We start from the raw sequence: 14,275 nt of genomic DNA, 5'->3' as shown, positions 1-14,275 counted from the left end.
TGAATCCACATCAGGGTCAGCATCGCCGTGCCGGCGCTCAGCGGAGCAGGACGGCCATCCTGGACGCGGCGGTCCGGCTCCTGAACATCCATCCCGACAGCAGCGTCGAAGCCATCGCCACCGCCGCAGGCGTGACTCGCCAGACCGTCTACGCCCACTTCCCCTCGCGGGAGAAGCTGCTGACAGCAGCCCTCGACCGGATCACCGAGGAAGCGGTTGCCGCGATGGACGCCACCGACCTCGACGCAGGATCTGCTGCGGACGCACTGCTACGACTACTTGACGTCAGTAACCGGACAGCGGGGCGCTACCCCGCGCTGCTCCAGAAGACCAGCCTGCTGCCCGCTGATCCGCAGACCGACCGCAATCGCCATGCGCCGGTCGCCGAACGGCTGAAGCGGGTGATCCAACGCGGTCGGGCGACCGGGGAATTCAACGGCAGGCTCTCACCGGACTGGCTCGTCGCTGTCACCATCAACCTTGGTCACGCTGCGAGCGGCGAGGTGGACGCCGGCCGGATGTCCCGCGAGGAGGCGGCTGAAGCACTCCACACCAGTCTGCTCCGCGTGTTGGGCGCAGTCCCGCCGGCAGAAGCCCCGACGCAGGATCTTCAGCCGCCGTAGCGCCAACCTTCGAAGGTCTCTCAACTCAAGTCGATTGCCGGGGCATCGGTTACGTCGAGCATCTTGCCGAAGCCTCCGTCGAGCACTGTCCTGCCCGCAGCGGAGGCGAATCCCTTGACCCGGGCGGCCGAGATGTGCGGTGGCATCGACTCCAGCTTCACCATGCCCAGGGAGACATTGTTGAAGACGATCGTCTTCACCGGCAGATCGTGCGGCTTCAACAGTGAGCAGTTCACCCATGAGCATGCCCGGCCCACCGTCACCCGACATCGAGATCACATGGCGGCCGGTGTAAGCGAACTGCACCCCGATGGCGTGCGGTGTCGGCGTACATGCGGCAGCGCGTTGGCCATCGTGCCGTGCGAGAAGGAACCGATCACCCGGCGCCGCCGTTCTCGTCGGCACGGCCGCCGCCCAGGGCGCCTACGAGCTGAACACTATCGTCGCCGTGGGCGACCGCGACCGAGGGGTCGTCTCCCCGTGTGGACGGTGCCGCCAGGTCCTTCTCGACTACTTCCCGGGCCTACGAGTCGTCGTCGGTTCGGACGAGCGGCTCCGGACCGTCTCCATCACCGATCTGCTTCCCGAAAGCTACGTATGGGCCGACCACCAGCTCGACGCCGAGGGAACGGACCCACTCGGCACGAGCTGACCCCGCCAGTGCCGGGGCGCTGGAAGGGAAGGCCGAGCAAGCCCGCGGGGTGACCCGCTGGTGGACGGATGGGCAACCGTGCGGGCGGCTCGCGTGGCGGCGGGCGCCGAGACCTCCAGTTCCATTGGGCCGGCCGACCCGGTGACGTGTTCGGCCCTTTCCCGGCGCGGCCGGGGTGTTCCCCGTCCGCCCCGACCGAACACCTTCCAAGAGGTCATCCGAGCGGCTGAACCTGGTGTGTTGGAGCGTTGGTGATTCCGAACGCACAACCGCCCGTAGCCCATGCGCTCTTGGGCTCCCCCCAGTCCTGTGCCGATGCAACCGGTGTCGCATGTCCGATGTGAGACGCGGCGCGGAGTGCTCCGGACTCCGGCCGCCCGCCCCGGCTTCCTCAATGGTGAAGGACGGACAGCCCATGCATGTGCAATCCGGCGTCGAGGAACCAGGAGCGGGTCGGGACGAACCGGTCGCGGTCGTCGGAGCCGCCTGTCGGTTCCCTGGTGAGGCGCGCTCTCTCACCTCCCTGTGGCGGTTGTTGATGGCGCGTCGGGACGCGGCGCGGGAAGTGCCCCGTGAGCGATGGGCGCAGGCGGAACTGGCCGGTCTTCCCGCCCAGGTCGCGGCGAGACTGCGCTACGGCTGCTTCCTGGAGGACGATGTCTACGCCTACGAGCCGGAGTTCTTCGGGATCAACGCACAGGAAGCACCCTGGGTGGACCCGGAACACCGGTTGCTGTCCGAAGTGGTCTGGGAGGCCATCGAGCACGCCGGCATTCCCGCCGAACGGCTGTCGGGCACGCCGACGGGCATGTTCTTCGGTATCTACCAGAAGGACTACATGCTGCGCGTGCAGCGACCTCTGGAAGAGGTCAACGCCTACGCGATGTACACCGGCTTCGACAGCATCGGCCCCGGCCGCGTGGGGTTCATGCTGAACCTGCGGGGACCTCAGGTCGTCGTGGAGAGCGCCTGCGCGTCCGGACTGGTCGCCGTGCACACCGCCTGCCAGAGCCTGCGGACCGGCGAGTCGGACGTCGCCCTGGCCGGGGCCGCCATGCTGACTCTGGGACCCGAGGGCGTCATCGCCCCCGCGCTGTGGGGCGTGTTCTCCCCCACCGGCCGCTGCCACGCCTTCGATGCCGCCGCCGACGGCTACGTACGCGGAGAGGGCTGCGGCGTGGTCGTCCTCAAGCGTCTTTCGGACGCGGTACGGGACGGGGACCGCGTACTGGCGGTACTGCGCGGCACGGCGGTCAACCAGAACGGCCGGGGCACGCGGCTGAGCGCCCCCTCGGAGCCGGCACAGATCGATCTCTACCGTCTGGCACTGGAGCGCGCGGGCGTCGAGGCCGGTGACGTCGGCATGGTGGAGGCGCACGGCCCGGGCACGGCGGTGGGCGACCCCATCGAGTTCGCGGCGGTGGCCGCCGTCTACGGCAAGGGCCGGGGCCGGTGCGCACTCGGTTCGGTGAAAACGAACATCGGCCACACCGAGCCGGTGTCCGGAGTGGCGGGGCTGCTGAAGGCGATCGCTTCCCTGCGGCACGGCACGGTGCCGGCGAGTCTGCACTTCCGCGACTGGAATCCGCAGATCGATCCCAGCGGCACGCGGCTGTTCGTGCCCACCGAGAGCACCGAGTGGCCGGTGCGGGGTCGTACGCGACTGGCCGCCGTGTCGTCCTTCGGCATCAGCGGCACCAACGTCCACGTCGTACTGGAGCAGCCTTCCGCGCCCTCCCCCGCCCGGCGCGCGGCCCCTTCGGTTCCCGTCGGCGGTCCCGGCAGGGGCCGCGGTGACGACGCGTCGCGTGTGTTCCCGCTTTCGGCGGGCACGCCATGGGCCCTGCGGTCCGCGGCCGGGCGCCTGGCCCAGTGGCTGAGGGCGGAGGGATCCCAGGTACCGCTCGGCGACGTGGCGCACACGCTTGCCGTGCGGCGCTCGCCTGCCCGGGAGCGTGCCGCCGTCGTCGCGGGCGACCGGGCGGAACTGACGGCACGGCTGGAGGAACTGGCGGCGGGTACCGCGCCACCCGCCGGGGTGGCGACCGGCAGGGCGGTACGGGACGCCGGGCAGGGCGTGGTGTGGGTCTTCTCCGGGCACGGCTCCCAGTGGGCGGGGATGTGCCGGCAACTTCTCGATCGGGACCCGGAGTTCACCCGGGTCATCGACGAACTCGAACCACTGGTCACCGCGGAGTCCGGCTTCTCCCTGCGACAGACCCTGTACCGCCCCGAGGTGGTGACCGGGTTCGACCGGGTGCAGCCGGTGATCTTCGCCGTCCAGTTGGGGCTGGCGGCGATGTGGCGGTCCCACGGTGTGGAGCCGACGGCCGTGATCGGCCACTCCATGGGCGAGGTGGCCGCCGCGGTCGCCTCGGGGGCGCTCGGCGTCCGGCAGGGAGTGCGGGTCATCTGCCGGCGGTCGCGCCTGATCCTGCGGACCGCCGGGCAGGGCCTGATGGCCTCGGTCGCGCTGGGGCGTGCCGAGGTCGAACGGCTGCTGGCGGAAGAGGACGTGCGGGGGGTCGGCGTCGCGGTCGTCGCATCGCCGGAGAACACCGTGATCGGCGGGGACGCCGACCGCGTCCGCCGGCTCGCCGAGGAGTGGGACGCGCGCGGCGTCGGCATCCGCGTGGTCGAGGTGGACGTCGCCTCGCACACCGCCCACATGGACCCCATCCTGCCCGACCTCGCCGACGCCCTCGCCGACGTCGTCGGCGGGCCGCCAGTGACGGCCTTCTACAGCACCGTCACCGACGACCCGCGCGAACACGCCGCTTTCGACGCCGCCTACTGGTCGGACAACCTCCGCCGTGAGGTGCGCTTCGCCGACGCCGTGCGGGCCGCGGCCGAGGACGGGCACCGCCTGTTCGTGGAGATCGGTCCGCATCCGGTGCTGGCCCACCCGGTGCAGGCCACGCTCAGCGCCCACGGTCACAGCGGCACCGCGGTCGTGCCGTCACTGCTGCGCGACACCGATGACGCGCTGGCGTTCCACACCCACGTGGCGGCGCTGCACTGCGCCGGCCACCCGCTGGACTGGGCCGACCGCTACGGCGACGGCGCCCTGGCCGACGTGCCGCCGACCACCTGGGAACGCACGCGGTACGTCGTCGAAACCTCCCCGCTGCGGCAATCGGCCGGGGCCCACTCGTCCCCCGTCGCACACCCGCTGACCGGGCCGCACACCACGGACCCGGACGGTGAGGGACGCCATCTGTGGCAGACCAGCGTCGCCCCCACGACCCTGCCCTGGCTGGGCGCGCACCGCGTCAACGACGTCGCGGTGGTGCCCGGCGCCGCTCTGTGCGAAATGGCCGTCGCCGCCGCGGCCGACCTGTACGACGTCGGTGCGGAGCGTCTTCGCGTCACCGGCATCGACCTGGAACGGCTGCTGTTGCCGGCCGCCGACGGCACGCCGGTCACCGCCACCGCCGAGGCGGCCGGCCCGGACACCGCACGCTGGCGCCTGCTCAGCACCGCTTCCGACGGCACCTCCGTCCAGCACGCGCAGGCGCACCTGCACGTCATGCCCGAAGACGGACCCGTCCCGCAGGGCCGTGATCCGCAGCGACTGACGGTGGAGTTCCCGCATGCCGTGGACGCGTCGGACGTCTACCGGCAGATGCGCGAGGAGCGGGGTGTGCACCACGGTCCGCCGTTTCTCGGCCTGGAGTCCCTGCACGCCGACGGGACCCCGGTGGACCGTTCGGGCGCCCGTCTCCTGGCCCGTCTTCGAGTGCCCGACGAAGGCCGGGCCGGAGCGCAGGCCCTGCTCTGCCATCCCGTCGCCCTGGACACGTGCCTCCAGGCCGTCGCGAGCGCCGTACTGCGTACCGGCACGGTACCCACCGGTGGCATCCTGCCCCGGCGCATCGGAGAGCTACGGCTGTACGGGACGGTGCCCCTGAGCGGGTACTGCCTGGTCACTCTCACGGGGGTGGAGGGCGATCGGTACACGGCGGACTTCCGGCTGTGGGCCGAAGACGGGTCGGTGGCCGCCGACGCCACCGGAGTGGAGTTCCGGCACATTCCAGCGGAGAGCGCCGAGGAGCGCTTCGCCGCCCGTCTGCTCCAGGCCTCCTGGGAGCCCGGTGAGAGCCCACGGTCGAGCCCGGCGACCGGTACCTGGGCCCTCCTGGCCGAAGCCGGGCGTGAATCGTATGCGAGAGACCTGGCCGAGGCGCTTCGGGAGCACGGTGCCACCGTGGACGTCCGGGCGCTCGCCTCAGAAGGAGCCCGCAAGGACGGCACCGCACCGGTGGGGCCGCCCGGGCCCGGCGATCAGGCACCGCAGGCAGTGGTGTACCTGCCGGGGTCCGGCACGGGATCCGACGGTGCGACTCCCGACCGCCGGGCGCGGGAGCAGGTCGCCCGCCTGGTGGAGACGGCGCGTGCGCTCGCACGGACCGCAGAGGGCGAGGAGGCACCACGTCTGTGGACCCTCACCGCCACCGCGCAGCGGGTCACGCCCGGGGACCAACCGGACCTGGGACAGGCGGGTCTGCGCGGGCTGGTCCGTGTCCTGAGCTACGAACACCCCGAACTGCGCCCCAGCGCCCTGGACGTCGACGGGCGGACGCCGGTCGACGTGGTGGCCCGGGAGTTGTTGTCCTGCCCCGTCGAGCAGGACGAGATCGCCTATCGGCTCGGGACCCGCCACCTGGCCCGGCTGTGCGGCGCGCCGCTGGACGAACGCGAGCGCCGTCGCGCCACCGTCGACCGCGGGCAGGACCGGGTGGCACTGCATCTCGCGCGCCCCGGTGACCTGGACTCCTTCGAGTTCGTCGCCCAGTCCCGCCACCGGCCCGGTCCGGGCGAGGTCGAGGTCCGGGTCGACGCCACCAGCGTCAACTTCATCAGCGTGCTCCAGACCATGGGCGTCTACCAACGCTTCGGCGTGGGCGACGAGCGCCCGGACGTCAGCGCGTTCGACGGTGCGGGCGTCGTCACCGCCGTCGGCGACGGCGTCGACGAGCTGCGGGAGGGCGACCGGGTCGCCGCGATGTTCGTGGAGGGGAGCCAGACGACCGTCATGTCCTCCTTCGCGACCGTCCGCGCCGACTGCCTCCTGCCGGTGCCGGACGAGGTACGGACGCAGGACGCCGCCGGCCTGCCGTGTGCCTACCTGACCGCCTGGTACGCCCTGCGGCACCTGGCGCGGCTGGGGCCGGGCGAGAAGGTGCTCATCCACTCGGCGAGCGGCGGCACCGGTCTGGCCGCGCTGAACCTGGCGCGGGCCTGCGGCGCGGAGGTCTGGGCCACCGCGGGCAGCGAGGCCAAGCGAGCCTACCTGCGCGGCCTGGGCGTCGCGCACGTCATGGACTCCCGCACGCTGGACTTCGCCGACCGGGTACGCGACCTCACCGGGGGCCGCGGCGTCGACGTCGTACTCAACTCGCTCACCGGGCCGGCGCAGTCCGCCGGTCTCGGCCTGCTGGCGCACCGGGGCCGGTTCCTCGAACTCGGCAAGCGGGACATCTACGCCAACACCCGTCTGGGGCTGCTGCCCTTCCGCCGCAACGTCACCTTCGCCGCCGTCGACGTACTGATGATGATGCAGCAGGACCCGGGCCTGCTCGCCGAGGGCTACCGGGAACTCGGCGGCATGCTCGCGGACGGCACCCTGCCACTGCTGCCGGTCACTGAACACCCTGTCACCGACGCGTCGTCGGCGTTCCACACCATGGCATCCGCCCGGCACACCGGCAAACTCGTCCTCACCTGGCCCGCCGAGGGCACCGACACCCTGCCCGTGCGACCGGAGGACGTCCCCGTCGTCCGGACCGACGCGAGCTATCTGGTCACCGGCGGCCTCGGCGGGTTGGGACTCCTGGTCGCTCAGTGGCTGGCCGGGCGGGGTGCGGCGGCCGTCGTACTCACCTCCCGCAGCGCTCCCTCCCCGGCCGCCCGAACCGCCCTCGACGCCATCGCCGCCGACTTCGGCACGCGCGTCGAGGTGGTGTGCGGGGACCTCGCCGAGCCAGGCGTCGCCGACACCCTCGTGCGAGCCGCCCTGGAGACGGGCCACCCGCTGCGCGGCATCGTCCATGCCGCGGCCGTCGTCGAGGACGCCACCGTCGCCAATCTCTCCCCCGGTCTTCTGGAGAAGGTCTGGCGTCCCAAGGCGACCGGTGCCTGGCTGCTCCACCACGCCACGATCGGCCAGGAACTGGACTGGTGGGTCAACTTCTCTTCCGCCGCGTCCTTGTTGGGGAACCCAGGGCAGGGCGCCTACGCGGCCGCCAACGCCTGGCTGGACGAGTTCACCTCCTGGCGCCGAGCCCAGGACCTGTCGACCACCTGCGTCAACTGGGGACCGTGGGCAGAGGTCGGCCGCGGCGCGGGGATGGAGGACCGCGGCTATGCCATGATCACCCCCGTGGAGGGCATCAACGCCCTGGAACGCATCCTCTCCCACGACAGCGACCGCACCGCCTACACGCCCGTCGACCTGTCGCGGTGGCTGGATTCCTATCCCGCCACCGGCCGCACCGCCTTCTTCGCCGGACTGGCCGCTCCGGCGGCGGGCGCGGACACGGCCGACGCCCGCGGCGGCCTGCTCCGGTTGCTGCGGGAGACGGACAGTCCCGAGCAGCTTCAGCAACTGTTGCGGTCCCGGGTCGTCGAGCACATCGCCGCGGTCCTGCGACTGGAAACCGGCCGGTTCGACGCCGATACGTCCCTGGTGACGCTCGGTCTGGACTCGCTCATGGCCCTCGCCCTGCGCAGCCGCCTGCAGAGTGACCTCGCCCTGGACATCCCCACCACGGTGATGTGGACCCATCCGACGGCCTCCGCGCTCACCCGCTACCTACTTGACCGTCTCCACTCCGCACAAGGGCGGGACGACGCATGTTCCGAGACAGTGCCGGCCGGCACCGGGTCGGCCGGCACCGGGTCGGCCGGCACCGGCTGACGATTCCCCATCCAACGTTTCACCCGACCTCGAGGTGACCACCGTATGCCTCCTCCTTCCGCCTCCACCCGCGCACCCGGCATCTGGGACGTGATCGTCGTCGGTGCCGGCCCCGCCGGTGCCACCGCCGCCCGCGTGGCCACCGAGAACGGCTGCGAGACACTGCTGCTGGAACGCGCGGCCATCCCCCGCTACAAGACCTGCGGCGGCGGCCTCATCGGCGCGTCCCTGGCCGCCCTGCCTCCCGGCCTGCCCCTGAACATCTACGACACTGCCCGGCAGTTCACCTTCAGCCTCAACGGCCGCAGACAACGCACCCTCACGTCCGGCTCCCCGACCATTTCCATGGTCTACCGCAGCGAACTCGACGCGGCACTGACCGAAGCCGCCACCGCGGCAGGCACCGAGGTCCGGGACAGCATCGCGCTGACCACCCTGGAGCAGCAGGGCGGCACCGTCACCGTGAGGACCAACCGCGGCGACACCCTCCGCGCCCGAGCCGTCATCGGCGCGGACGGCAGCGCCAGCAGGGTCGCCCGGTACGTGGGAGTGGAGTGCGCACAGGTCGATCTCGCGCTGGAGGCCGAAGTGCCGGTCGACGAACGGACGGCGGACCGGTGGCGGGGCCGTCTCCTGATGGAGTGGGGGCCACTGCCGGGCTCCTTCGGCTGGGTCTTTCCCAAGGGTGACGTCTGCACCGCCGGAGTGGTGGCCGCCCGTGGCAACCCCGCCGCCCTCCGTGCGTACAAGGACGACTTCCTCAAACGACACGGGCTGCTCGGCCCCCGCCCCTTCCACGACACCGGCCATCTGACCCGGTGCCGTCGCCCGGGCTCCCCGCTGGCCCGCGGGCGCGTTCTGGTCGCCGGTGACGCCGCGGCTCTGGTCGACCACTGGTCACGCGAGGGCATCTCGTACGCCCTGTGTTCTGGGAACCTCGCGGGTCACGCCGCTGTCCGCCTCGTCACCGCGGCCGACGAGGCGGAGGCGGACAGCACCGCCGACGACTACGGCCGGCAGGTCGACGATGTCCTCGGTGTGGAAATGCGCGCCAGCGGCACGCTGATGAATCTCTTCGCCCGCAACCCCGGTCTCGTTCACACTGCTCTGACCCGCCTGCCACCGGCGTGGCACCGTCTCGACGCCTACGTCTCCGGCCGCACCAGCGTCGCCGGGATCATGACCACGCCGTTGGCGCGCACCGCCGCCGCCCTGGCCACCCGGCTCCCGCTCGGGCCTGCGAGAACGCCCTCGGACAGTCCGCTCGGGTCCTGAGCCGCGCGATGCCCCGGCTCGTCGTTCGCGGTCCGCGGCCCGACGGGCGGGCGGCATACGTGTCCTGAACCGCCGCGACCTCCATCCGGTTGAGCCGACGTCGCTTGTTGGGCGGAGCGTCCCGCCCGGTTGTTCAGAAGGCCAGTTCGTTCCACCACCACGCGATGGACGGCAGCCGCCGCGGGTCCTGGCGGCTGGTGCGTGGGGTGCCGGTCCAGTGGCTGGTGTCCGTCTGGGCGGGGATGCGGGCCCGCGAGGTGGCGGCGACGCCGTCCGGGCTGTGGTAGCGGGGCGCCCGCAGCGCCCACTCGATGTTGCCGCGGATCCCGTGCCCGAGGTCGGTGAGGTAGTGGCGCAGGGGGCTGCTGGCGCGTGGGAGGACCCGGTCGCGCAGACCGAGGAACCGTTCCAGCACGGCGTCACGCAGGGCGATGGCCTCGTCGACGGCCTGATGCGGGGAGTAGCGGTGATGGGCTACGAGGACGTTGACGATGTTCTGTTGGGTCTGTCGCCGGCCGGTCTCCCGGATGTGCGAGTGATGGTCGTTGTCGAGTGACGCGACCATCATGGCCATCTCGGTCAGGGCCCGGACCGCGGGTGAGTCCATCTCGCGGTCCGGTACGTCGATGTTGTTGGCGATTTCGAGCATGGCGTAGGTGGGCCCGCCGCCGGCCGCGAGCAGGCGCATGCTCAGGTAGTCGTCCAGGTCGGGCATGCGACTGGTGGCCCGGTTGCCGATCTGCCACTGGACGCCGGTGAGCCAGGCCCGGTGGGCGTGCTGGAAGCGGCGGTTCTGTACGGGGCCGGCCGCTGTGCGGAAGAGCTCCCCGATCTCGTGCACTGCGGCGGCGTAGGAGTCGGCGCAGTGCAGCCGACCGGGTGCCTCCAGCGCGCGCTGCACGGAGAAGGCCATGGTGGCGAAGGCGGCGGGGTCGGCGGCGAAGGGCCCCTCGTCGCAGCGGGCGTCGTCGAAGGCGAAACCCCAGTAGACCCAACAGGCCGCGATCCACAGTCGGTCGGGGTCGGCGTGCGGGGCGAAACGGGCGTAGAACTCGGCGCTGCGGGTGCCGGCGTGCCGGGCGCGTTCGCCCTCGGACCGGCACAGGCCACTGCGGTCGATCCACGCCAGGGCGCGTCGCTCGACCTCCTCGGCGTCGGGGTGGATGGCGGATTCGATGGGGCAGTAAAAGGGCGGTGGATCGACGGCCATACCGGCCACAGGCTCTCCTCTCACGTGGCACATGAGGCACACGCGACACACGTGGCACATGAGACACACGGGCACAGACGGCACCCGCGCACGGGGATGCGCGGGGCGAACGGGACGGACGGGGCGCATGGGTACAGCGGTGTGCAGGAGGACGCAGCGGCGTGCGGAGGTGCAGGAGTACGGCGGTCTGCGAGGGCACAGCGGCGTGCAGGGATGTGGTGGGCGTGGTCAGGCGGTCCGGATGGTGGCGCGGTGTGCGATCTGCCGCAGCGCGGCGGCGATCGGCGGCGCGAGCAGGCCGGTGTCGAGGGCGGCCAGCGCCCTCTCGTACCGTTCGGTGATCATGGACTCGACGGTGTCACGGGCCCCGGTGCGCCGCAGGATGCGCCGGACGCGCGCGCAGTCCTCTTCGCCGAGGTCCGCCCGGCCGACCTGCGCGTGGAGTGTCCTGCGCTGCTCGGGCGTGGCCCGCCGGGTGGCGACAGCCATGAGGACGGTGGCCTTGCCCGAGCGGAGGTCCTCGAGGACGGGCTTGCCGGTCAGGGCGGGGTCGCCGAAGACGCCGAGGAGGTCGTCCCGCAGCTGAAAGGCCTCCCCCAGTGGGAGTGCGTAGGCGGAGCACAGGTCGAGCAGGTCCCGGTCGGTGCCGGCGAGGGCGACCCCCAGGTGCAGGGGCCGTTCGATGGTGTACTTGGCGGTCTTCAGGCGTGCGATGGTCATCGCCTCGTCGATGTCACCGGTCGGCCGCCCGGCAGCCAGCAGGTCCAGGTGCTGGCCCATCAGTACCTCGCCACGCATGGCATCGAGCAGCGGCAGCACCGTCTGCCGCTGCCGTGTGCTCAGTTGGGCCGAATTCATGAGGGCGTCCGAACAGACCAGAGCGAGGTCTCCGAGGAGGAGCGCGGCGTGGACGCCGAAGGCGTCGGCGTCCGGCCTGGGCCGTTGACGGGCAGCGAAGGCCCGGTGCGCGCTGGGGCGGCCCCGGCGGGTGGGGCTGTTGTCGATGATGTCGTCGTGGATCAGGGCGAAGGCGTGGAAGACCTCCAGGCTCGCCGCCATCCGCCACAGGCCCTCCTCGTCCTCGGCGCCGCCGGCCGCGTGCCAGCCCAGGACACACAGCAGGGGCCGGATGCGTTTGCCGGGTGCGAGGACGAAATCGGTCAGGGCCCGGGTCAGTTCGCCGGCCCGGCTCTGGGAGGAAATACCGGCCGGTGTATGGCGCAGGAACTCGGCGAGAACGGTGTCGACACGATCGCGGAGGGCGTCGAGGTCGAGCGTGGGGGCCAGGTCGGTACTCACGCGGTTTCCTCCCTTCGAGGGGTCCTGAAGTCGGGAGTGGAGGTCGGGAGTGGAGGTCGGAAGGGAGGACGAGGGGGACACGGACGGGGCCGGCGGGTGACGCGGCGGTCACCGGTCCTTGGTGTAGTGGTTCCAGAGCATGGCAGTGGCGAGGGCGAACGACATGTCCGCGGCGCCTTTGCGCAGGCCCGTGGAGCGTCGGTCCGAGCGGGACCCGTGGAGGTTCATGCGCATGGTCAGGTCCCGGTTGGTCAGGTCCTTGGTGAGCCCCCGCAGTTGCTGGGGCGCGGCGGCTCCGGCGGTGATCACTTCCAGGGCCGTCCGGACCGCCTGCTGGGGGGAGAGGGACTCCTTGACCAGTTCGGTGACGATGCCCACCAGTTCCTCGGAGAAGACGTCGATGAGGGAGAGTTCCGGGCACAGATGCCGGATGGACCCCTCGATGTTGGCGAAGGACTTGCCCAGGATGGAGACCATGGGGCTGGTACGGATGCCACGGCGGGTGGAGTGCTGCAGCACGGCGGTGAGGGTCACCCCGAAGTTGAGCTCTTCCAGGGAGGCCGTGGCGATCTGCGGGACCAGCGAGGCCATGTCCCCGGCGAACGCGGAGGTGTTCGCCCACGAGGTGGCGCTGCCCATGTCGATCCAGGCCCGGGCGGTACCCGCTCCGTCGTTCATCGCCAGGTTGAGCAGCAACAGCAGGATGCTGGTGCTCATCGGTCGGTCGATGCGTCCGACCATGCCCCAGTCGATCACGGTGGCGGGGTGGCCGGGCGCGACGAAGATGTTGCCCGGATGCGGGTCCGCGTGGAAGATGCGGTCCACGAAGTAGCCCCGGTACATGAAGGCCAGCAGATCCTGCCCGATGGCCTTGCGCTCCTCGGCGTCGAACCGGTCCTTGTCCGCCTCCCGGATCGGCGTCCCGGGAGCGAGGCTCTGCACCAGGACCCTCCCGGTGGCTTCGACCACCTCGGGGACCTGGACGTAGTCGAAGTCCTCCGCCACCTTGGCCGCCTCGGTCATGTTCCGGGCTTCCATCACGAAGTCGAGTTCTGGCCGCATCGCGTCGAAGACCACGTTGAGCATGGCCTCGATGTCGATGACGTCGTTGAAGCGCCAGGCCCGTCGGGCGGCGAAGTGGGACAAGGAGCCCATGAGCTTCATGTCCGCCTCCACCGTCTCGCGCACGCCGGGCCGCTGGATCTTCACGGCGACCGGCCGGCCGCTCGGCAGCTGGGCCCGGTACACCTGGGCCAGGGACGCCGTGCCCAGGGGGTGCTGGGTGTCGAAGTCGCGGAACCGCCCGACCCAGCCAGCTCCCAGCTCCTGCCGGAGCACTGGCTCGAAGTCGCTGAAAGGGGCGGGCGACGCCTCGTCCTGCAGCCTCTCGAACTCGTCGATCATCTCGGGAGTCACGATGTCGGGCCGAGTGGCCAGCATCTGACCGACCTTCACGTAGAACGGCCCGAGACTCTCCAACGCGCGGCGGATGTTGCGGGCACGTCGTACGGCCCGGGCGTCCCCTCCGTCCGTCGCCCGGGCCGTGGGCGTACCCGCGAGCGCCGCCTCCTGGCGGACGAGGTGGGTGAGCGCCCGCATCAGCACACGCCCCCGGCCCGCGCTCATCGCTCGTGCTCCCGCTCCGGGCCGCTCCCTCCGTGCGCGGCCCGGCTGGGGAACGGCCGGGCCGGGCACGGTGAACGGCGGACCGGCACGGGTTCAGCGCGCATCGCGGATACGGTCGATGCGATCGGCCAGCCGCGCCAGCTCCGCCTTCAGGGATTCCGCGTCCTCCGCCCCCCGGGCCCGCGGCACCCTCCCTCGCCCCCCTGAGTGGTCCTCCTCCCCCCAACGCCTTTCCATCCGCCCCCGCAGCAGCTCCAGTTGGTCCTTCAGCGCCTTGAGCTCGTCCGAGTCCTCGCGGGGCTCCCCCTCGTCCGGTCCGAGCCGGCGTCGGGGTCCGTCACCTCGGCGGCGGCCGGGTCCGCGGCGGTGCCGACGGTCACCGCGCCCATCCCAGTCGTCATGGTCGCGGTCGTCGCGGTCGCAGTCGCGGTCGCAGTCTCGGTCGTCGCGGTCGCAGTCGTGGTCGTCGTGACCGCGGTGGCCGTCGTAGTCGTCGTCATCCAGCGCCCGGCTGACCGATCTCCGCAGACCGCATTCGAAATCCCCCGCCCTGTCCAGGGCATCGTCCACGAGATCTTCCGTGGAACGCACAATATTGCGCAACGCATGACTGAATGACGTACGAGAACGGCGACGGGACATGTAGCGAACCCTTTCCGGGACAGAGAGGA

Annotated in this window: 6 protein-coding genes and 3 pseudogenes; 4 read left to right on the top strand and 5 right to left on the bottom strand. The window is 71.5% G+C overall.

The window, feature by feature from the left end:
* Positions 1 to 623: TetR/AcrR family transcriptional regulator (locus ABEA26_RS31375; protein WP_345596886.1), on the top strand; the 623-nt coding region annotated here is incomplete at its 5' end.
* A 20-nt stretch (positions 624 to 643) separates the two neighbouring features.
* On the opposite strand, the pseudogene ABEA26_RS31370 reads toward ABEA26_RS31375, so the two are convergent.
* Positions 644 to 1,012, bottom strand: a pseudogene (locus ABEA26_RS31370) (thiamine pyrophosphate-dependent enzyme); the annotation flags it as partial.
* Between the two features lie 2 nt (positions 1,013 to 1,014).
* On the opposite strand from ABEA26_RS31370, the pseudogene ABEA26_RS31365 reads away from it, so the two are divergent.
* The 3 genes and pseudogenes from ABEA26_RS31365 to ABEA26_RS31355 form a co-directional block, all read left to right on the top strand.
* Positions 1,015 to 1,275, top strand: a pseudogene (locus ABEA26_RS31365) (cytidine deaminase); the annotation flags it as partial.
* A 415-nt stretch (positions 1,276 to 1,690) separates the two neighbouring features.
* Complete coding sequence (locus ABEA26_RS31360) at positions 1,691 to 8,194, top strand: SDR family NAD(P)-dependent oxidoreductase (RefSeq protein WP_345596885.1); 6,504 nt, start codon at positions 1,691 to 1,693, stop codon at positions 8,192 to 8,194.
* 45 nt (positions 8,195 to 8,239) lie between these two features.
* Complete coding sequence (locus ABEA26_RS31355) at positions 8,240 to 9,469, top strand: geranylgeranyl reductase family protein (protein ID WP_345596883.1); 1,230 nt, start codon at positions 8,240 to 8,242, stop codon at positions 9,467 to 9,469.
* A gap of 133 nt (positions 9,470 to 9,602) precedes the next feature.
* Here ABEA26_RS31355 and ABEA26_RS31350 read toward each other — a convergent pair whose 3' ends face one another.
* The 4 genes and pseudogenes from ABEA26_RS31350 to ABEA26_RS31335 form a co-directional block, all read right to left on the bottom strand.
* The gene (locus tag ABEA26_RS31350; RefSeq protein ID WP_345596881.1) at positions 9,603 to 10,679 is read right to left on the bottom strand and encodes a terpene synthase family protein; all 1,077 of its coding nucleotides are present in this window, start codon (positions 10,677 to 10,679) and stop codon (positions 9,603 to 9,605) included.
* Between the two features lie 228 nt (positions 10,680 to 10,907).
* Positions 10,908 to 11,978, bottom strand: coding sequence for a polyprenyl synthetase family protein (locus ABEA26_RS31345; protein WP_345596879.1), 1,071 nt, complete (start codon positions 11,976 to 11,978; stop codon positions 10,908 to 10,910).
* Positions 11,979 to 12,086: 108 nt separating this feature from the next.
* A complete protein-coding gene (locus tag ABEA26_RS31340) occupies positions 12,087 to 13,604 on the bottom strand; it encodes an ABC1 kinase family protein (RefSeq protein ID WP_345596877.1) in 1,518 nt (505 codons plus the stop codon).
* Positions 13,605 to 13,697: 93 nt separating this feature from the next.
* Positions 13,698 to 14,275 (bottom strand): annotated as a pseudogene (locus ABEA26_RS31335) (hypothetical protein); the annotation flags it as partial.

It is taken from the genome of Streptomyces marokkonensis (assembly GCF_039539045.1).
Classification (GTDB): domain Bacteria; phylum Actinomycetota; class Actinomycetes; order Streptomycetales; family Streptomycetaceae; genus Streptomyces; species Streptomyces marokkonensis.
Note: the sequence above shows the minus strand (reverse complement) of the source record. Positions and strands in the feature narration are given on the sequence as shown.